The following is a 19,902-nucleotide window of genomic DNA, read 5'->3' on the forward strand; positions in this document are numbered from 1 at the left end:
GAAACATAAAAAATAGACGCCTAAAATAAATCAGGCATCTTTCTTTTTAAAATGAGTGGAACGGAGATAAAGATCAAATAAATCAAACAAACAACCACTAAGGCGGCATAATTGCCGCTGACAAAGCTTGAGCCGAGAACATTTAACGCAATTGTACCCGGTATTAAGCCTAAAAAGGTGGCTGCCACAAATGCACGATAATTTGCACGTGAAGCAGCTGCCGCATAGCTGACGAAATCAAAATGAATCGGTGCAATACGCAATAACAAAATATAAAGAAATCCATGCTCCTGAATGCGGGACGTCACCGCTTTCAGCTTTCGGCTGTTTGATTCCGTTTCCTTCTTTTTTGCACGAAAGGTTGAAGCAATCATGAAGGAGCCTGTTGCCCCGGCTGTAGCCCCAATGAGGGCATAAATCGTCCCAAGGACACTGCCGAATGCCAAACCTGCCGCCAAAGAAAAGACTGTAATCGGGACGAGAACAAACGGGCGGAAAAGAGATAAGAAAAGAAAAACAAAGGGAGCCAGTATCCCAAATTGAAGCACCCAATTCTTCACATCTTTCGGCGCGAGCTGAAGATGCTGTTTATTCAGCCACCACAGCGCAGCAGCAACAATGCCAATCACGAGAAAAAGCAGCCATTTTCGTTTGTTCATTTCATTTGCTCCTCCTTCAGGTGACATACGCTTTTATAAATGACGGCGGTTTTCTCCTTCGAGCAAGACCGGCTCTGCTAAATAGAGAATCCGTTCCATTAAACGAGCGGCTTTGACCTCTTCTTTTTCCCCGCGCTGTGAGTACGTAAAGTGATGCTTCAGCTCATTTGGTGAGAAATTAGAAGAGAAAAACGTCGGCAGCTGCTCTGCCATACGGTATTGTAAGATCGTACCGAGCAGCTCATCCCGCACCCAGCTTGTCATCGATTCTGCTCCAATATCATCAAGCATTAAAATCGGGGTGGATTTAACCATATTCAGCTTTTCTTCTAGCGTATGATCAGCTAACGAATTTTTTAACTCTCTCACAAATTCAGGCACGTAAACAAGGAGAGATGGGTATTCTTTCTCCGCTAGCTGCTGCGCAATGGCTGCCAGAATATACGTTTTTCCTACTCCAAATTTTCCGTGTAAATACAAGCCTTTTCCTTTTCCAGTCTCATCATAGCTTTGGAGGAATTGACCTACTTTTTGGATGACCTCTTGTCTTCCCACAACGTTCAGATCAGTGAACGTCGCTTGAAGGACATTTTGCGGAATATACATGCTTTTCATCAGCTCTTGCTGTTTTTTCTGTCTATCGAGCCGCAGCTTGACTGGACAAGGGGAATATTCAATATCAATACTCTGACCTTTGATTACAAGCTTCGGGTGATACCCATCTAAAATGGCATTGACGTTTTCGTCATCTAAGCAGTAAGAGCAACCCTTCGACTGCTGCACATATTCAAAGAGCCGGTTCAAGCTGCGATTGATCATGTCTTCATGTATTTCTTCTTGATGCTTCTGTAAAAAGGCCTTCACATCTTCATCAGATAACACACTTTCTTTAATCTGATTGTATCTCACGCGAAAATCTACTCGTCCTTTTAGCTGTTCAAATGAACGACCGATCGGTTTCATCCCATCTCACCTCACCTTAATGTGCATTGTACTTTTTCATATTTTTAAACTGATCTAACAGTTTTTCTTTTTCTCGTTCGAGGTCTTCTGTAGACAGATTGTCCGTTTGCTCTTTTGCCGGCTGTTCTTTCGTTTCGGTTTCTTTCATCCAGTCAGGCAGTTTCTCTTCCCTGACGACTTTTCCTGAACCGTATGTGCTGCGCTGCTTTTTCTGCTGCGCCCACTCTGTCATTTGTCTGTTCTCTTCTTTGGCAATTTTCATGGCCGCGGCAACGGTTTTGATTTTCTTTCTTACCCAATGAGCGGCAATTTTTTGCATGTATGTTTTCGACAGCTTCATATCTGTTTTGAGTAAGGTATAGTAGATGAGAACATTCATGACACCTGGCTCTAGCTGCTGCTCGAGCATGATATCTTCGACAATTCTTAAGTCGGCATACGTCGGCTCAATGCCATCTGCCATGTCTTTTAGCAGCTCTCTAGGCGAAATATGATCCAGCTTTTCAATCAATTTTGCATCTGGAGTATCCGCTGCCGGCGTCTTTGAAGCATCTTGCCGCAAGTGTCTTGGCTGTTTTTGATCAATCAGCTTTGGCTGTTCGCCTCTGTATTCAATTTGGTACCAGTCTCTTGCTGCTTTTCTCAGCTCTTCTGTTGAGATCATTTGATCCGAACCGCATGCACCTGCTACAATATTTTGCATTTGAAGCGGGGTGATGCCGTATACAACAGCTAACTTCTTAATTGTTTCTTTTACCTGCTTAGTCAAAGCCTTTCTTGGAATCATCATGTCAGACATACCCGCTAACAATAGATCGAAATCGAAGGATTCGTCTGAGAGCGGTGCCGGCTGACTCGATCCAACAGTCACATATTCATAGCCTTGATCAAGCGATGTCGCCTGATGAATCTCTTCTGTCATCTTGCGTTCGCCTGGCTGCAATACGTGAAAGACTTCTTCAAACGACCGTGAAATGTTCTTTGCTTCTGCAGGAACACCTGGGTAAGAGAAATAATCACGAAGCTGCATATATTTTGCTTTCTCTACACGATGGTACAGCAGGACATTCAGCATACCATCTTGGAAAAATTCATCCGGTCTTAGCGGCGGTACAAGCTCATATGTAAACAGTCTGCCTTCTTCCGTTTCCTGTTCATATGTGCGGAGTAAGCCGATTGCTTCAAGCTTTAAACGTTCCTCAAAAATATCATTTAAATTCGTCTGCAGCATGACCATGAGCTGCCGATGAGGTGCAGGTTTTCCCCACATACGATTTTGTTCCAGCTCTCCCCACAGCGTCATGTATAAGCTAAAAGCGGACATGCCAATAAGCGGCTGATATAAAAGAGTGATGAGCTGTCTATCGATGTCACCGAGCAATGAAGCGCTTTTGACGACATACGGATCGACGGCTAGCACTTCCTTCCAATGCTCTGTCATTTGCTGATCCTCCCCATGAATTGCGATTGTTTCCATTGTACACTCTTTTTGCGTTTTACGCTTTACGCAGGAAAAAGAGCATGAAGAATCTCCAGCTCTTTTTAGCGTTCTTTCTTTAATAGATCTTTTAATTCATCAATAAAGACATTGATGTCTTTAAACTGCCGGTAAACCGAGGCAAACCTGACGTAAGACACTTCATCAATTTTCGCCAGCTCGTCCATCACCATTTCACCTACAAGCTCGCTTTTCACTTCTGACATGCCTTGATTGCGCAGTTCTTTTTCGATATTAAAGCAGACATCCTCCAGCTGCTTTAAAGCGACAGGACGCTTTTCACACGCTTTGATGAGTCCTCTCAGCATTTTTTCCCGGCTGAATTCTTCTCGAATCCCTTCTTTTTTCACCACAATCAGCGGTAATTCTTCTAATTTCTCAAACGTCGTAAAGCGATATTGGCAGCTTTCACACTCTCTTCTACGACGGATGGATTTCCCCTCATCTACTGGTCTTGAATCAAGCACCCTTGTGCCAAGGTGCTGACATGTGGGACATTTCATATCATCAGCTCCGATCTATTCTTGGAAGTTGTTTGTCTAGTTCATCATAAAGGGACAGAACGGTCTTCTGACTATAGCCGAAATCTGTTGGCAGGGCCGTTTCTGTTGTTACATTAAAATCGACAGCTGTTTCAAAAGGACGAATTGAAATGACAGTCGCCACGAGAAAGGCTTTTTTCGGCAACCGTATGTTTGCGCTGATTTCACCTCGTTCTGCTGAAACAGATGTCACCTGATAGGAATCGTTTCGGGAAAGAATGGCTTCCACCGCTTGAAAAACTTGTGCATTCGTCGATTTGTAGTAATGGCTTTTCAGTTCTGACACTGGATGCTCGTCAGATGTTTCTGTATGGTTTGACATGAACCGTTTAAAATTTTGTCTTAAAATCATACACGTATCCCCTTTGCCATAATGACTCTTTCTTTATTTTATAAAAAAAACCTTTGTTTTCCTAGAACAAAAGTATAGACAAGCTGGGGAATGTTGGATTTTTTCTCAAATAAATATAAAAAGGAGCATAACACAAAGGCATTTAATGCTTTTGGCCAGCTCCCATTGCAATCTTTTTTATGTTTACAGTGCTTTGGCTTGTGCCTGTTTTACTTGTACAGGTCCCATGCCTCGAGGAATTTCGATGTTTTCTCTTGTTTCAGCACCTAATTCATCTCCGATATGATCTGCTGCAATATTCGGATCTAGGTCGCCGCAAGTATAAACATCTATGCTCGCATAACCATGTTCAGGAAAGCTGTGAATTGTCAGATGAGATTCAGAAATAATGACAACTCCACTTACTCCTTGAGGTGCAAATTTGTGAAAAGCAACCTCTCTTACCTCAGCTCCTGATTTCAAAGCTGCATTTACAAACGTTTTTTCAATAAAATCCATGTCGTTCAGTTTATCACAGTCGCATCCCCATAGCTCGGAGATAACGTGACGTCCGATTGTTTCCATCATGGACCCCCCTTTAAACAAGAATGAAAGAGTGAAGTTCTAAGCAGCCGGACCGGACATATACCACGGGGGAAAGTTAGTCCTAAGAGGTCCTAACCCTTTAAGTATACCCGAATGAGTCTGCGAACAAGAAGTTCACGAAAAATAGTATACTTTGTTTAGACCCATTTTGCAAGCTGTGTTTTTAGTGGGATTTTCTCTCATTTCTTGAAAAGGGACGATCGTCTTCTTCATTTCAAACAGCAGAAAGCTCTTTCATCTGTGCGCCGACAAATTTCACAAGGTCAACCACTCGGCATGAATAACCCCATTCATTGTCATACCATGCAAGAACTTTTACTTTTCTCCCTTCCATTACCATCGTTGTCAATCCATCAACGACTGCTGAGTAAGGGTTCGTGTTAAAGTCCGTAGAGACAAGCGGCTCATCTGTGTAATCTAAAATACCAGCAAGAGATGTTTTAGATGCATTTGAGAAGGCTGCATTGACTTCTTCTGCTGTGACATCTTTTTTTAAGTCTACAACAAGGTCAACCATCGACACATTGGAAACTGGCACGCGGAGTGCAAGCCCATGCAATTTCCCTTTCATGTGCGGAAGCACTAAAGAAAGCGCTTTAGCGGCACCCGTCGTAGTTGGAATAATGGACTGAGCACATGCTCTTGCGCGGCGCAGATCCTTATGCGGGTTATCGATATTTTTTTGATCATTTGTATAAGCATGAACCGTTGTCATTAACCCGTTGTCGATGCCAAATTCATCATCTAACAGTTTCACAACTGGTGCTAAACAGTTTGTTGTACAAGATGCGTTTGAAATAATGACGTGCTTTTCAGGATCAAGATCATCCTCATTGACACCCATCACAATCGTAATGTCTTCATTTTTACCTGGAGCTGTTAGAACGACTTTTTTCGCTCCAGCATCTATATGGCCCATCGCTTGATCTTTTGAATTAAATTTACCTGTTGCTTCAATGACGATATCAATCCCAAGCTCTCCCCATGGAAGCTGCTTTGGGTCTCTATTATTAAGCAAAAGCACTCTTTTGCCATTTACAATCAAGGCGTCATCTTCTGCTGTCACATCACATTCGTAACGTCCATGATTTGTGTCATATTTAATTAAATGTGCTAGCGTTTCGGCAGGATAGCTTGCGTTCACCGCTACAATTTGAATTTGATCATCAAGCATTGCTTTTCTGAAGACCATGCGTCCAATTCTGCCAAACCCATTGATCGCTGCTTTTACCTTCATGAACAGGTCACTCCTCTATTATGTGTTATACTCAATAAATTTATTTATGAAATTAGTATATCACATTAGAATGTAATTGCCAGTATATAAACGTATATTTTCTAAAAAGGGCTGTTCTTTTCAAAGGAAATAAGAATAAAGCATAAAAAAAGAAGAGTACGTGTATGTACTCTTACTTATCTGTATGTTCCCATTCATTTAATATGTTCTGCAATTGCTTTCTGATAAACGCGAGATCTTGTGTGTTCTCTATCACGCGGTCTGCTTTTTTACATTTCTCCTCAAGAGACTGCTGAGAGTGAATACGATTCAGTGCTTCTTCCTCGCTGAGGTCATTTCGATTCATGAGCCGCGACAGCTGCAATTCAGGCGTTGTATACACCACAATGATGCGGTCGACGAGGCTTTCCAGCTGACTTTCAAATAAAAGCGGGATATCGAGGACAACGAAGGTTTCTTGCTGACTAACTCCTTCATCTCTCTGTTTGAGCATTTCCTTTCTCACTTCAGGATGAACAATCGCATTCAGCTGCTTTCTTTTCCCTTCATCAGAAAAAATGATGGCTCCAAGCTGCTGCCGGTTCAGCTCCCCATTTGGCAGGAGAACATCCTCGCCAAAGGTTTGAACGATTTGTTGAAGAGCTGGTGTACCTTTGGCAACCGCTTCTTTTGCAATGACATCTGCGTCCACGACCCGGATGCCCTGCTCTTTTATCATTTGCGAGACGGTGCTTTTTCCACTAGCAATCCCGCCTGTTAATCCAATGACAAGCGTCAATTGATTTCCTCCTTTACAGCTTCCACACCCCAATTAAAATGAGCAGAAGCCCTGGTAAGCATGCAAGTTTATCGATCCAGCGCCAATTTGCCAAGTAATGACCAGAACGAAGCCCGATACACACAAAGAGTGAGCTCATTACGGCCACAGTGATACTCATGACAATTGGTGAAAAGCCTAGAATCGCAGCGCCAATCCCTGCGCCAAATGCATCAATGGATAAAGCAATCCCAAGAAGCACTGCTTCTATTCCATTGATCGTCCCAGAACGGTCAATATCTGCACTTGTCGGCTTGCGCAAAATTTGAATGACAAGACCAAGTGACTGCACTTCCACATTAAGCAATGTCTTTTCATGAAGTAGCAAATCACGCTCTTTCGCTGGTTTGTAAAATTGATAAAGGACCCAAAGTCCAATGGCGATCAAAATGCCTCCACCAAGTTTATCTGTCACTGAGACAGGGAGGAATGTCGTCAGCAGGCTGCCAATCAGCATAGAAATGAGCAGCACAATCCCTGAACAGCATGCAATAATGACAATCGCTTTAAATGGAATCTTCATTTTACGAAGTCCATACGTAAAGCCTACAGAAAAGCTGTCAATGCTGACTGCAATAGCTAAAAACAGGAGCGAAATCGAAATCATACCTGAACTCTTCCTTTCTGTTCATGCAACGATGATCAAGAGTCTCTAGGCGTCCTTAGACTCTTCTTCACTATATGAAGAGCAGGTGGGCTGTGTGTCAGTCTACACCTTGCTGAAAAATGAATGTTTTTTATCGTATGCACAGCAAAAAGGAAGCATGCTGATGGCTGATTTTTATTGAGGACGTTTTTGGCAGGTTACACAAAAATGTGTGCCGCGCCCTCCGACTACTGTTTTCTCAATGATGCTTCCGCATGTTTGACAAGGCTCTCCCCGCCGGTCATACACAAGAAGCTGCAGCTGAAATGATCCAATATCACCTTGTGAATTGATATATGAGCGAATCGTGCTTCCTCCTGCATCTACCGCTACTTGAAGTGTATCGATAATATGCCTGTGAAGCACTTTACACGATTCAAGGCTGAGCTGATTCGCTTTTGTTTCTGGATGAATGCCTGCTTTAAACAAAACCTCATCTACATAAATATTACCTAGTCCCACGACAATCTTTTGATCAAGCAGCGCTGTTTTGACCACACGAGATGTTTTTTTCAATTGCTCCCATAAATATTCCGGAGTGAATTGATCATCAAAAGGCTCATACCCCAGCTGTGAGAGCGGGATTTCCTTTTCCTCTTCCCCCGGCTGAAATAAATGCATTGTGCCAAATTTACGCACATCATGATACCGAAGCTCAGTACCATCTGTAAAAGTAAAGACGACGTGTACATGTTTATCGTATGGCTCATGCGCTTCATGTACACGGTATTTCCCTTCCATCCTTAAATGGGAGACCATTACGTAGTGGTCTAAATGAAAGAGCAGGAACTTTCCTCTTCTTTCAATGGTTTGTATCGTTTCTCCTACCATCCTTCTTGCGAACTCTTCCGGCTCCCCAGGACGTTTGATGATATTTGGCCATTTGATATCGACCGTTTCAATCGTTTTTCCTTCGACTAACCGCTTGAGTGTGCGCCGGACGGTTTCAACTTCTGGTAATTCCGGCATGCTCCTCGCTCCTTTTTCTCTCTCTATTATTTTGCGTCGTACCAAGATGGGCCTGAAGCAAAATCAACTTTTAGCGGCACATCTAGCTGAAGTGCATTTTCCATGACTTCAGGGACAATTTTTTCGAGTATGGCAATTTCTTCTTTCGGCGCTTCGAAGATCAATTCATCGTGCACCTGTAATAAAAGATTTGCCTGCAAGTTTTCTTCTTTTAACTTACGCGCCATATCAATCATGGCTTTTTTAATAATATCAGCTGCACTGCCTTGGATCGGTGTGTTCATGGCTGTTCTTTCCGCAAAGCTTTTGATATTAAAATTGCGGCTGGTGATATCCGGGATATACCGTCTGCGTTTGAGAAGTGTCGTGACATATCCTTTTTGTTTCGCTTCCTGCACAATCTCTTCCATATAGGTTTTCACGCCTTTAAAGCTTGTTAAATAGCGTTCGATAAAGGCAGCTGCTTCTTTTCTTGTGATCCCAAGATTTTGAGATAATCCATAGTCACTGATTCCATATACAATTCCGAAGTTGACAGCCTTGGCTTGTCTTCTCATAGAGGAAGTCACTTCTTCTTCTGAGACATGGAACACGTCCATCGCTGTTTTCGTGTGAATATCCATATCTTGCGTAAACGCTTCGATCAAATTCTCATCCTGAGAAATATGAGCGAGAACACGCAGCTCAATTTGTGAATAGTCAGCAGCAAACATAAGCCAGCCTTCTTTTGATGGAACGAATGCTTGACGAATCTTCCGTCCTTCCTCTAAACGAATTGGGATGTTTTGCAGGTTTGGATCTGTTGAGCTTAGTCTTCCTGTTTGCGTGAGCGCTTGATTAAATCGTGTATGCACTTTATGTGTATCCTTGCGCGTTACCTTCATTAAGCCTTCCACATAGGTCGATTGGAGCTTTCCAATTTGGCGGTAATGCAGAATAGACCGAATGATTTCGTGCTTATCTTCAAGCTTTTCAAGAACATCCGCAGATGTCGAGTAGCCTGTTTTTGTCTTTTTAATAATCGGCAGACCTAATTTTTCAAAAAGAATCACGCCAAGCTGTTTAGGAGAATTGATGTTAAACGTTTCTCCTGCTAAGCGGTGAATGGTTTCCTCATATTCTTTCAGCTTTTTCGCTAACTCTTCACCCATCTTCTCTAGGCGCTCAATATCTACCTTTACGCCAAGTGATTCCATTTCACCTAAGATGAGGGCAAGCGGCAGCTCTAAGTCTTCATACAGTTCATGTTGATCATTTTTTTCTAGTGCTTCAAGTGTTAAGTCATGCAGAGCAGAGATCGCCGCTGCTTTTCGCCCAAGATGTTCCTTCAGTTCATCTTCAGGTGGAATCGCCTGCTTTGCTCCTTTTCCGTACACTTTTTCATCACAAAATGCGATGTTCAGACCGTATTCCTTCGCCACACTTGCGACGTCCTCATAGGATTTCTGAGGATTGACGACATAGGAAGCGAGCAGGACATCGTTATCGACACCTTTTAGATCGACATCGTGCCATCTGAGGGCGACAACTGCTCTTTTTGAATCAAAGACCCATTTCTTCTTTGTTTCATCCTGTACCCATTGTTTAAATGCATCTGATTGAAGTGCATCTTCTTTCGTGATAAAAAACGCACCGTTTTCATTATGGATCGCAAAACCGATCAAATCCGCTTCATGATAATTATCTCCAAGCTGTTCTACCACAAGGGCGGCATGATCTGTCAGCATTTCATCCGTTACATCGGTCATTTTTTTCACTTCTAATGCTTCAACTTCGACCTGTTCACCTGTTTCTGGTGCTTCTCCTAGTCGCTCTAGCAGCGTTTGAAAGCCTAGTTCTTTATAAAGAGAGATCACTTGATCCATATGAGGACCTTCATATGCGAGATCCTTGCTTGATACATCAATTGGCGCTTCTACAAGAATCGTTGCGAGTTGTTTACTCATCACCGCTTGCTCTTTATATTCTTCAAGCTTTTCTTTGAGTTTTTTACCACTGACTTCGTCAATATGTTCAAGCAGGTTTTCTACCGTTTCAAACTGCTTTAACAATTTTATCGCTGTTTTTTCCCCTACACCGGGCACCCCTGGGATATTATCTGAGGAATCTCCCATCAAGCCTTTCATATCGATAATTTGATCTGGGCGCAGACCATATTTTTCTTCAATATGAGCCGGTGTGTAATATTCTACTTCTGTAATGCCTTTTTTCGTAATTGCCACCGTCGTATGGTCTGTTGAGAGCTGCGTTAAGTCCTTATCTCCTGAGAAAATTTTCACTTCAAAGCCGTCTTTTTCTGCCTCCACAGCCAATGTCCCGATAATATCGTCAGCCTCGTATTGAGGAAGCTCGTACCTTTTCACCTGATAGGCATCTAATAGTTCACGGATAAACGGCATTTGTTCTGATAGCTCTGGCGGTGTTTTTTGTCTTCCGCCTTTATATTCTTTAAATGTCTCGTGGCGGAACGTTGTTTTCCCCGCATCAAATGCGACAAGCATATGGGTTGGCTTCTCGTCCTCGAGCATCTTCATTAAAATCATTGCAAAGCCATAAATGGCATTTGTATGGACGCCTTTATCATTTGATAGTAGCGGCAAAGCAAAAAAGGCTCGATAAGCGAGACTGTTTCCATCCACTAGTACTAATTTCTTTTTGTCTGTCATGTTTTAATCCTCCATCGGCTGAGCCATTTCAGCCGTCTCTTTCACACATTGTATCATCATTTTATCAAAGTTTATTTTGAAAAGAAAATAGTCGAACCTGCATAAAAAAAGGGACGAAAACAACAAGTGTTTTCGTCCTTACAAAATTGGCTCCTTGGATGAAGGGGTTCCTATTCATCCTACCAATGATTGTTTAACTTAACATGAATCCATTGTAAAGATCATGTAAATTTTAACGTGACTTTCCTTTTTTCCCTATTTTGATTTCAGGCTCACTGTAAAAGTCGTTCCTTTGCCTTGTTTGCTATGGACTGAAATCGTCCCTTCATGCGCCTCCACAAGGTGTTTGACAATCGCAAGACCTAGTCCTGTTCCGCCTGAATTTCTACTTCTATCTTTATCAATTCGATAAAATCTCTCAAATATTCTTGGAATCTCTCTTTTCTTCATGCCGATTCCTGTATCTGCTACATCAAATTCATAGGCGCCTTTCCGCGGTCTTGCCGAAATGGTGACACTCCCTCCCTCTGGTGTATAGGTAAGGGCATTGTTCACGAGATTGAGGAAGATTTGCTTTAATCTCAGCGGATCTGCCATCACATAGACAGGCTCTTTCGGGATACGCACTTGTAATTGAATACCTTTTTCCGCAGCCTTTTGTTTTAAAAGGACTTCAATCTCTTGAATGATTTCTGACGCATTGGCGTCTTGAATATTTAGTTTGAAATGCTGCTGCTCGATTTTGGAAAGATCGAGTAAATCTTGAATGAGAGTTTCGAGTCGGACACTCTCTTTTAGAATGATGGAAAGGAATTGTGTCAGCGCTTCTTTGTCATCAATCGCTCCATCAAGAAGGGTTTCGGAAAATCCTTTAATCGACGTAATCGGCGTCTTTAATTCGTGAGACACATTGGCGACAAAATCTTTTCGCATCTGCTCGAGCTGCTTTGTTTCTGTCACGTCATGAAACACAAGGACAATTCCTTTCCATTCATCGTCTGTACTTAAAATTGGGACACCATCCACTTGGAAGTAGCGCCGTTCAATGTCAACGGCTAGGCGCAAAAACTTCCGCACCTTCGTTTCTGTCATAAAAATTTCGTCAATCAGCTCAATAATTTCGTCATGTGTAAATGCTTCATGATACAGCTTGTGCATGTAAATGTGCTTTTGCACCTTAAACTGCTTGCGGAAGGTTCGATTGACTAGGTTGATATACCCCATCTTATCAATCAAAATAATTCCTGCACCGATGTTTTCAATGACTGTTTGCAGACGGTCCCGCTGCATTTCCCCAGTGCTTGTCATTTCTTGAAGGCTTTCTGCCAGACGCTTCATTGATGTATTAAGCTCGCTTGTTTCAATGATCAGCTCTTCATAATGATTGGTATCATAGTTCCCGCGTTCCAGCTGTTTGGCTACCTTTGTGGCATAATCTATCGGTTTTACATATTTCATTGACATGCGGTATCCAAAGAAAACGATGATAATAATCGCCGAGCCAAGACAAACGGCTAATGCGAGCCAAAGCTGTCCGTCAATTTCATTTAAAGGCTGGAATGACGCATGGAGAAATAAATAGCCTGCCGGTTCGTTTTGTTTCAGAATAGGGACTGCGTAATGAAACAGCGCATCCTTCTCATCCTCAATGACGACGCCTTTTGTTTGAAGCCGTTCATTGTTCAGTGTGTTTTGAATGATGCCCCTTTGCTCCGCCTGACCCGTTGTATGTATGATATTCCCCTTCAGATCCACAATTGACGCATTCATATCGAGATGCTGCTTTGCCTGATTGAGGATCTCCTTGTTTTGCTTCGCCTGCAGATCATCACCATCCATGGAAGAAAGAAGAAAGCTCGATTCATTTTCCATTCGTTCCGTTAATTTTGTTTCATAAAACACATGGAACATGTGATCCAAGAAAAGGCCAAGTGCGACAAACACAATAAAAAGGAGAAAAATAAGTCCAGAAAACAGGCGGGTTCTTATTTTACTCATTTGGCTTTGGCTCCTCCAATTTGTAGCCTAAGCCGCGAATGGTTTTAATGTATGTTGGTTTTTTCGTATTCTTTTCAATTTTGTCCCGCAAGTGGCTGATGTGTACATCCACAATACGAGTGTCACCTGCAAAGTCATAATTCCAAACGGCACTTAGCAGAAGATCGCGTGTGAGGACACGTCCCTTATGCTTGGCCAAATAAAGCAGCAGTTCAAATTCCTTCGGCGTAAGCTCTAGGCGTTCTTCTTGGAAGTAGACTTCGTAGTGTTCTGGTAAAATGCGCAGTTCACCAATTTTGATTTGGTCTGCAATGACCTCTTCCTTGTCCTCTTGCGTGGGGACAGGCTGAGATTGCTGCGCTCTTCTTAAGATGGCTTTTACCCGAGCACCTACTTCTCTAGGACTGAATGGCTTTGTCATGTAATCATCGGCTCCAAGTTCAAGGCCGAGCACCTTATCAAATTCATCGTCCTTTGCTGTCAGCATTAAAATAGGGAACATCATTTTTTGAATTCTCAGTTGTTTGCACACTTCAATTCCGTCCATCTTCGGAAGCATTAAATCTAATACAATGAGATCAGGTTGTTCACTTGCTGCTTTTTCAAGCGCTTCTTCCCCATCTCTTGCTGTGACGACATCATAGCCCGCCCTTTCAAGGTTATAGCTTAGAAGTGTTACAATCGATTCTTCATCATCCACAACTAATATTTTTTTATTCATGTTGTGCCTCCAATTAGTGATTTCCCCTACATCCGTTTTTTTGTATCTTATGTGAAAAGCGAGAAGTCATGCTTTCTCTTTCATTTTAACGAAAGCTTAACAAGAGGACAATTTAAAATTTCGACAAGATTTGTTTTGTAAACAAAAAGAAGGCCCCTCATAAGAGAAGCCTTCCTTTTTCATATTAAGACAATACTTTCATGACGTTCTTAACAGATTCAACAGAACGGTCAAGCTGACTTCTTTCTTCTTCTGTCAGCTCAAGCTCAATGATCTGCTCAAGGCCGTTTCCACCTACGATTGTTGGTACACCAAGGTAAATGCCTTCGTAGCCATATTCACCTTCAAGGTATGCAATCGTTGGGATTACGCGGCGCTGATCTTTTAGAATCGCCTCAACCATTTCTACAAGTGAAGCAGCAGGTGCATAATAGGCACTACCGTTACCTAATAGGTTCACGATTTCGCCGCCGCCTTTTCTTGTTCTTTCAACAATCGCATCAATTCGATCTTTTGGGATCAATGTTTCAAGCGGGATACCGCCTGCATAAGAGTAACGAACAAGCGGAACCATGTCATCGCCATGTCCACCAAGGACAAAGCCCGTCACATCTTTGACAGATAGGTTTAATTCTTGAGCAACAAACGTACGGAAACGTGCTGTATCAAGAATACCCGATTGTCCAATGACTTTTTCTTTTGGTAATCCTGATTCTTTATAAACTGCATATGTCATTGCATCAACAGGGTTTGTTAACACAACAATAATGGCTTCTGGAGAATATTTAACGATTTCGCGTGTCACGCTGCGCATGATTTTTTCATTTGTTGACACGAGATCGTCACGGCTCATTCCCGGCTTTCTTGCAATTCCTGCCGTAATGACCACGACATCAGAACCGGCTGTATCTTCGTAGTTAGAAGTGCCTGTAATGTTCGCATCGAAGCCTTGAACAGGGCTTGCTTCCAGCATATCAAGAGCTTTCCCTTTTGTTGGGTTCTCAAGCTGCGGGATATCAACTAAGACGACATCCGCTAATTCTTTTTGAGCTGTTAAAAATGCTGTAGTTGCTCCAGTAAAACCTGCTCCGATGACAGATACTTTTTTACGCTTGTTTGCCATTTCCTTTTTCCCCTTTAACTTTAAAGTTTAAGAATCAAGACAAGTTTTTGATGAGCTCGTCAGCAAACTCAGAACATTTCACTTCTGTTGCGCCATCCATTAATCTAGCAAAATCGTAAGTGACGACTTTAGATGCAATTGTTTTTTCAACAGATTGAATCACTAGATCAGCTGCTTCCTGCCAGCCAAGGTGCTCAAGTAAAAGCACGCCTGATAGAAGAACAGAAGATGGATTCACTTTATCAAGACCAGCATATTTTGGTGCTGTTCCGTGAGTCGCTTCAAAAATAGCGTGTCCTGTTTCGTAGTTGATGTTCGCTCCTGGTGCGATACCAATTCCACCAACTTGTGCTGCAAGTGCATCAGAGATGTAATCTCCATTTAAGTTCATTGTAGCCACAACATCGAACTCAGCTGGACGAGTTAGGATTTGTTGAAGGAAAATATCTGCAATGCTGTCTTTGACAATGATTTTGCCAGCAGCTTCTGCTTCACTTTGCGCTTTGTTTGCCGCATCTTTTCCATCTTGTTCTACAATACGATCATATTGTGCCCATGTAAAGACTTTGTCGCCAAACTCTTTTTCAGCCACTTCGTAGCCCCAGTTTTTGAAAGCACCTTCTGTAAATTTCATGATGTTTCCTTTGTGAACAAGCGTCACAGATTTACGGCCTTGGTCAATTGCATATTGGATAGCCGCTCTGACAAGACGGGATGTTCCCTCTTCAGAAACTGGCTTGATTCCGATACCTGACGTTTCTGGGAAACGGATTTTGTTCACACCTAATTCGTTTTTCAAGAAGTCAATTAACTTCTTCACTTCGTCTGAACCTTTTGCATACTCAATACCAGCATAGATATCTTCTGTGTTCTCACGGAAGATCACCATATCTGTGTCTTCTGGACGTTTGACAGGAGAAGGTACGCCTTTGAACCAGCGAACTGGACGTAAGCATGTGAATAAATCAAGCTCTTGTCTAAGTGCCACGTTTAATGAACGGATTCCTCCGCCAATTGGTGTTGTTAGTGGTCCTTTAATCGCAATTAAGTATTCACGAATGTCTTCAAGCGTTTGCTCAGGAAGCCACTCTCCAGTTTTATTGTAAGCTTTCTCACCTGCATATACTTCTTTCCAAGTGATTTGCTTTTCACCTTTATATGCTTTTTCTACAGCTGCTTCAAGTACTCTTGATGCTGCTTTCCAAATGTCAGGACCGATTCCGTCCCCTTCGATAAACGGGATGATTGGATTATTTGGTACATTCAATACGCCGCCAGTAACTGTAATTTTTTCGCCTTGTGACAATGATATTACCTCCCAGGTTATGTAGTGAATATTTGAAACTTCTTGGCTTGATGTCTGCAAGCAAAAAAGTTTTTCACGTGATTCGTTTTTTGTTGATGTTGATATGGAGGCTGATTAGCCTTTTGAAATCAGCCCCCGCTTATTCTATAAACATTAGTCTCTTTCACTGATCGGAACAAAGGTTTGAAGATCAGGTCCAATGTAATCAGCTCTTGGACGGATGAGTCGGTTGTTGTCATATTGCTCTAGAATATGAGCAATCCATCCAGAGAATCGGCTGATCACGAAAATTGGTGTAAATAAGTCATGATCAATACCAAGACTGTGATATACAGATGCAGAATAAAAATCAACATTTGGTGGAAGATTTTTCTCTGATGTCACGATTTCCTCTGCGCGAACAGACATTTCATACCATTTCGGCTCGCCAGTGAGGTTTGTTAAACGCTGGCTCATTTCTTTTAGATGCTTTGCACGCGGGTCACCTTGACGGTATACACGGTGGCCAAAGCCCATAATTTTTTCTTTCTTCTCTAGCTTACCATGAATATAGGAATCTACGTTTTCAACTTCTCCAATTTCTGAAAGCATCTTCATCACGCCTTCATTAGCGCCGCCATGAAGCGGTCCTTTCAGCGCACCGATAGCCGCTGTCACACCAGAGTAGATATCTGATAGTGTAGCAACACATACACGTGCTGTAAATGTCGATGCGTTTAATTCATGATCCGCATGTAGAATAAGCGCCTTATCAATGGCTTCAATTTCTACTGGTGATGGCTCTTCGCCATTTAGCATATACAAGAAGTTTGCAGCATAGCTGTATTCTTCTTTTGGCTGTACAGGCTCAAGTCCTTTGCGAATGCGAGAAAACGCAGCGACTAGTCCAGAAATTTTCGCCTGTAAGCGAATTGCCTTTCTGTAATTCGCTTCTTTGTCCATAATCTCTGATTCGTCGTCTAGTAAACCTAGTAAGGATACTGCTGTACGAATCGCAGACATTGGATGAACCCCATCGAGCGAATAAGATTTAAAATGCTCAATGATTTCTTGCGGAATCTGAGCATTTTCATTGAGCTGCTGTTTTAATTCACTCAGCTCCTGCTCATTCGGCAGCTTTAAGTGCCATAACAGGTAGACAATTTCTTCGAATGTAGCTTTTTCAGTTAAATCATCGATATTGTACCCTACATAAGTAAGAGTATCATCAATAATTGAGCTTACGGATGAAGTTGTTGCCACGATACCTTCAAGACCTCTTGTTGCTGTCATGTTCAATCTCCCCTTTTTAAAAAGATTCCCCTTCGTTGCAGAATTCTCACTTTTTGAAAGCGCTATCCAATCCGAATAAGATGGCAGTTTCTGAAAAGAAAATGCTTACATTTACCTATACGGTTAGAGCGCTTTTAGCCTCATATCTCTTGTATGATCAATGAGTTCAAAATTAAGCCTATTCCCATTATAAACAATAATCAGACATTTGTTAAATGTTTAACTATAATTTTTTTTGATATTTTTTTTTCCAGTCTCCCATATCAGGCATGGAATAAAGGGAATTTGCTTCTTTTAATATATTTAATTATGTTTTTTTGCAAAAGCTCACGCAAGAAAAAATTTAAAAAAGAAAGTGGCAGGAACCACTCTCTTTTTCACCCGCTGAAAAATTTCACAGCCTGCATCGCCAAATAAGCAATTCCTGCCCCGATGAGCGGGCCAACAGCCACCCCTTTAAATAAGCTGACTGCCAAAATGGTACCGAACACAAGCGCTGCCGTAATATGCGGATCATTTTCGAGTAGCACAATCCCGTTTTTTGCAATTAATGCTACTAATATACCCGCTCCAAGAGCTATCCAAGCATAGGAAGATTTCATCGCTTCTCCAAGCTGCTTAAATCCAATGTCACCTGTTGCAATCGGGACCAGCACAGCAATGGTAATAACGGTCACTCCCCAATTAATGCCTTTAGATTGGAGAACCGGGAAAATTTTTTGATCCAGGCCAATCAGCTTAATTGCGATCAGTACAGAGACCGCTAAAATTAACGAATTGTTTTTTGCAATAAGTGCAATAACGAGTAAAAGTACCAAAAATAAATTTGCTTGAGTAAACATACGCCGCTCCTTTCTTTCTTTTTATTGCGACCTTTTCATATTACTAATCTTTTTGAATAAAATGAAGTATCGGACATGCTTGTTTTTTGGAGGGGATTGTGTGAATCACGCCTATGTGGCCATTTTTCTGCGAAGTTTGATGATAATCAGCATTGCTGTTTTTGCTGTTGTCTTTTTATATCAGTCTTTTCCGTTTTTATATCCTTTTTGGATCGCCCTTATTGTGTCATGTTTGATTCACCCTGCCGTCTGCAAAATCGAAGAGATTACCGGGATGCCAAGAGGACTTGTTGTGGTCATTGTACTGTTGCTCTTTTTAGTCGCAGCCGCCGGCTTCATGACGCTTTTAGTGGCTGAAATCATTTCAGGGAGTGCTTATTTGGCAAAGGTGCTGCCTGGCCATCTTGATCAATTGATTGGTATTGTAGAGCAATTTTTCACAGATAAAATTCTGCCTTTATATCATGATGTCACAGCCCAATTTAATACGCTTCAAGCAGGTCAAAAGGAATCGATTTTGGGACAAATTCAAGCACTCGGTGATGAAGCTGCCGCAAAAATCGGGACTTTTCTTTCAAAAACACTCGAGCTTATTCCGGCTTTTTTAGGTCTTTTGCCTGATGCAGCAGCCACTCTATTATTTTCTGCTCTGGCAACTTTTTTTATCACGAAAGATTGGTTTACATTAAAAACGTATGGCTCACGTATCTTTCCCGCAAAATGGATGCAGCATACACGCGCCATTTTATCTGAAATCAAAAAAGCCATTACCGGCTTTATGAAGGCTCAGCTTCTGCTTGTGGCCATGACGATTGGTATTGTATTAATTGGACTCATCGTTTTAAAAGTCGAGCATGCCCTTGTGATTGCTTTATGTATTGGGTTTGTCGATTTACTTCCATATATCGGGAGCGGCACTGTTTTTCTACCGTGGATCATTTATTCTGCTATGACAGGAAATCTCTCACTCGCCATTGGACTGGGCATTTTGTATATTGTTGTCCTCATTCAAAGACAAATATCAGAGCCAAAAGTCTTAAGCAAATCCATCGGACTTAATCCTTTAGCAACGCTTGTGGCGCTATTTGTCGGGTTAAAATGGTTTGGTTTTCTTGGACTTGTAATTGGCCCTGCTTCCCTTGTCGTGTGGCAGGCATTCCGTAATGCAGGAGTTTTCAGAGATATTTTTGAGTACATTCGGTATGGCATGCAAAAATAAAAGAGACCTAGGCTGAAGATCTCTTTAGCGAATGATTGTATAGCGGTTGCGATTAGACAAGTTTCTAAGCCAGCGTTCAAAGAGCGGCTTGATTCCCTTTCTCGTTACCGGAATGAGCAGCAAAGCCCCAATGAGATCCGATAAGAAGCCTGGAATGAGCAGCAGCAGACCGCCAATCAGAATACAAAAACCATCGACAATCGCTCCCCCTGGCATCTTGCCATATTGTAAATCTCGCTGTACTTTTTGGAAGGCTTCTATTCCTTGTTTTCTTGCGAAATAAGCACCTAATGCACTTGTCAGCACGATGAGCAGCATCGTTGGCAAAATGCCAATGATTTTACTTGAGATTAAAAATAAACTAATTTCCACCGCAGGGAACAGAATTAATAATAGTAGAAAATATTTCTTCAACCATATCACCTCATGGGGTATCTTTCATCGAAAGCTGTTTACTTTTTTTAGTGTAACATAAAAAAAGAGAGGA

The 19,902-nt window shown here is 42.0% G+C and carries 19 protein-coding genes; 1 reads left to right on the forward strand and 18 read right to left on the reverse strand.

Annotated elements, in window-relative coordinates; genetic code table 11:
• Window positions 1–20: 20 nt before the first annotated feature.
• From NSQ72_RS12810 to NSQ72_RS12890, 17 genes are all read right to left on the reverse strand, one after another.
• Window positions 21–659 (reverse strand): TVP38/TMEM64 family protein, encoded by a 639-nt coding sequence (locus NSQ72_RS12810; protein WP_059374803.1) that lies wholly within the window; start codon window positions 657–659, stop codon window positions 21–23.
• A 33-nt stretch (window positions 660–692) separates the two neighbouring features.
• Window positions 693–1,622: a primosomal protein DnaI gene (gene dnaI / locus NSQ72_RS12815; RefSeq protein ID WP_341084212.1), complete on the reverse strand. Its 930-nt coding sequence runs from the start codon at window positions 1,620–1,622 to the stop codon at window positions 693–695.
• A 16-nt stretch (window positions 1,623–1,638) separates the two neighbouring features.
• Window positions 1,639–3,063, reverse strand: a complete 1,425-nt coding sequence (locus tag NSQ72_RS12820) for a replication initiation and membrane attachment family protein (protein WP_058838328.1) — start codon at window positions 3,061–3,063, stop codon at window positions 1,639–1,641.
• Window positions 3,064–3,164: 101 nt separating this feature from the next.
• Window positions 3,165–3,623 carry a transcriptional regulator NrdR gene (nrdR, locus tag NSQ72_RS12825; RefSeq protein ID WP_003216720.1) on the reverse strand — a complete coding sequence of 153 codons (459 nt, stop codon included), beginning with the start codon at window positions 3,621–3,623 and terminating at the stop codon, window positions 3,165–3,167.
• 4 nt (window positions 3,624–3,627) lie between these two features.
• Complete coding sequence (locus NSQ72_RS12830) at window positions 3,628–4,014, reverse strand: hypothetical protein (protein ID WP_047202651.1); 387 nt, start codon at window positions 4,012–4,014, stop codon at window positions 3,628–3,630.
• A gap of 183 nt (window positions 4,015–4,197) precedes the next feature.
• A complete protein-coding gene (speD, locus tag NSQ72_RS12835; protein ID WP_003216492.1) occupies window positions 4,198–4,578 on the reverse strand; it encodes an adenosylmethionine decarboxylase in 381 nt (126 codons plus the stop codon).
• A gap of 235 nt (window positions 4,579–4,813) precedes the next feature.
• Window positions 4,814–5,836, reverse strand: a complete 1,023-nt coding sequence (locus tag NSQ72_RS12840; RefSeq protein WP_024425707.1) for a glyceraldehyde-3-phosphate dehydrogenase — start codon at window positions 5,834–5,836, stop codon at window positions 4,814–4,816.
• Window positions 5,837–6,008: 172 nt separating this feature from the next.
• Window positions 6,009–6,614: a dephospho-CoA kinase gene (gene coaE / locus NSQ72_RS12845; RefSeq protein WP_268464412.1), complete on the reverse strand. Its 606-nt coding sequence runs from the start codon at window positions 6,612–6,614 to the stop codon at window positions 6,009–6,011.
• A gap of 13 nt (window positions 6,615–6,627) precedes the next feature.
• On the reverse strand, window positions 6,628–7,260 hold the full coding sequence (ytaF, locus tag NSQ72_RS12850) for a sporulation membrane protein YtaF (protein WP_034279660.1): 633 nt from the start codon (window positions 7,258–7,260) through the stop codon (window positions 6,628–6,630).
• A gap of 174 nt (window positions 7,261–7,434) precedes the next feature.
• Window positions 7,435–8,268, reverse strand: a complete 834-nt coding sequence (mutM, locus tag NSQ72_RS12855) for a DNA-formamidopyrimidine glycosylase (RefSeq protein ID WP_341084213.1) — start codon at window positions 8,266–8,268, stop codon at window positions 7,435–7,437.
• A 26-nt stretch (window positions 8,269–8,294) separates the two neighbouring features.
• Window positions 8,295–10,934, reverse strand: a complete 2,640-nt coding sequence (gene polA, locus NSQ72_RS12860; RefSeq protein ID WP_341084215.1) for a DNA polymerase I — start codon at window positions 10,932–10,934, stop codon at window positions 8,295–8,297.
• Between the two features lie 255 nt (window positions 10,935–11,189).
• A complete protein-coding gene (pnpS, locus tag NSQ72_RS12865) occupies window positions 11,190–12,932 on the reverse strand; it encodes a two-component system histidine kinase PnpS (RefSeq protein WP_058838291.1) in 1,743 nt (580 codons plus the stop codon).
• Entirely contained in the window at window positions 12,925–13,653 is a 729-nt protein-coding gene (locus tag NSQ72_RS12870; protein WP_041086581.1) for a response regulator transcription factor, read from the reverse strand. The genes pnpS and NSQ72_RS12870 overlap by 8 nt, the downstream gene beginning before the upstream one ends.
• A gap of 184 nt (window positions 13,654–13,837) precedes the next feature.
• Entirely contained in the window at window positions 13,838–14,776 is a 939-nt protein-coding gene (gene mdh / locus NSQ72_RS12875; protein ID WP_008356047.1) for a malate dehydrogenase, read from the reverse strand.
• 34 nt (window positions 14,777–14,810) lie between these two features.
• Window positions 14,811–16,082 carry an NADP-dependent isocitrate dehydrogenase gene (icd, locus tag NSQ72_RS12880; RefSeq protein ID WP_024424789.1) on the reverse strand — a complete coding sequence of 424 codons (1,272 nt, stop codon included), beginning with the start codon at window positions 16,080–16,082 and terminating at the stop codon, window positions 14,811–14,813.
• A 153-nt stretch (window positions 16,083–16,235) separates the two neighbouring features.
• Entirely contained in the window at window positions 16,236–17,354 is a 1,119-nt protein-coding gene (gene citZ / locus NSQ72_RS12885) for a citrate synthase (RefSeq protein WP_024424790.1), read from the reverse strand.
• 377 nt (window positions 17,355–17,731) lie between these two features.
• Window positions 17,732–18,196 carry a DUF441 domain-containing protein gene (locus NSQ72_RS12890; protein ID WP_007501699.1) on the reverse strand — a complete coding sequence of 155 codons (465 nt, stop codon included), beginning with the start codon at window positions 18,194–18,196 and terminating at the stop codon, window positions 17,732–17,734.
• A 100-nt stretch (window positions 18,197–18,296) separates the two neighbouring features.
• Between NSQ72_RS12890 and ytvI the strand changes: the two genes are divergently transcribed.
• Window positions 18,297–19,415, forward strand: coding sequence for a sporulation integral membrane protein YtvI (gene ytvI, locus NSQ72_RS12895; protein WP_039180561.1), 1,119 nt, complete (start codon window positions 18,297–18,299; stop codon window positions 19,413–19,415).
• Between the two features lie 24 nt (window positions 19,416–19,439).
• On the opposite strand, the gene NSQ72_RS12900 is transcribed toward ytvI, so the two are convergent.
• A complete protein-coding gene (locus tag NSQ72_RS12900; RefSeq protein ID WP_039180564.1) occupies window positions 19,440–19,829 on the reverse strand; it encodes an FxsA family protein in 390 nt (129 codons plus the stop codon).
• Window positions 19,830–19,902 lie beyond the last annotated feature (73 nt).

The organism is Bacillus sp. FSL R5-0659, assembly GCF_038008785.1.
In the GTDB taxonomy this organism is placed as follows: Bacteria; Bacillota; Bacilli; order Bacillales; family Bacillaceae; genus Bacillus; species Bacillus safensis.

Excerpts from the sequence above, each read along its gene's own strand:
- polA (WP_341084215.1), bottom strand. The coding sequence starts at position 10,934 with ATGACAGACAAAAAGAAATTAGTACTAGTGGATGGAAACAGTCTCGCT.
- ytaF (WP_034279660.1), bottom strand. The coding sequence starts at position 7,260 with ATGATTTCGATTTCGCTCCTGTTTTTAGCTATTGCAGTCAGCATTGAC.
- citZ (WP_024424790.1), bottom strand. The coding sequence starts at position 17,354 with ATGACAGCAACAAGAGGTCTTGAAGGTATCGTGGCAACAACTTCATCC.
- NSQ72_RS12830 (WP_047202651.1), bottom strand. The coding sequence starts at position 4,014 with ATGATTTTAAGACAAAATTTTAAACGGTTCATGTCAAACCATACAGAA.
- mdh (WP_008356047.1), bottom strand. The coding sequence starts at position 14,776 with ATGGCAAACAAGCGTAAAAAAGTATCTGTCATCGGAGCAGGTTTTACT.
- NSQ72_RS12820 (WP_058838328.1), bottom strand. The coding sequence starts at position 3,063 with ATGACAGAGCATTGGAAGGAAGTGCTAGCCGTCGATCCGTATGTCGTC.
- nrdR (WP_003216720.1), bottom strand. The coding sequence starts at position 3,623 with ATGAAATGTCCCACATGTCAGCACCTTGGCACAAGGGTGCTTGATTCA.
- mutM (WP_341084213.1), bottom strand. The coding sequence starts at position 8,268 with ATGCCGGAATTACCAGAAGTTGAAACCGTCCGGCGCACACTCAAGCGG.
- NSQ72_RS12890 (WP_007501699.1), bottom strand. The coding sequence starts at position 18,196 with ATGTTTACTCAAGCAAATTTATTTTTGGTACTTTTACTCGTTATTGCA.
- pnpS (WP_058838291.1), bottom strand. The coding sequence starts at position 12,932 with ATGAGTAAAATAAGAACCCGCCTGTTTTCTGGACTTATTTTTCTCCTT.
- NSQ72_RS12840 (WP_024425707.1), bottom strand. The coding sequence starts at position 5,836 with ATGAAGGTAAAAGCAGCGATCAATGGGTTTGGCAGAATTGGACGCATG.
- dnaI (WP_341084212.1), bottom strand. The coding sequence starts at position 1,622 with ATGAAACCGATCGGTCGTTCATTTGAACAGCTAAAAGGACGAGTAGAT.
- speD (WP_003216492.1), bottom strand. The coding sequence starts at position 4,578 with ATGGAAACAATCGGACGTCACGTTATCTCCGAGCTATGGGGATGCGAC.
- NSQ72_RS12810 (WP_059374803.1), bottom strand. The coding sequence starts at position 659 with ATGAACAAACGAAAATGGCTGCTTTTTCTCGTGATTGGCATTGTTGCT.
- NSQ72_RS12870 (WP_041086581.1), bottom strand. The coding sequence starts at position 13,653 with ATGAATAAAAAAATATTAGTTGTGGATGATGAAGAATCGATTGTAACA.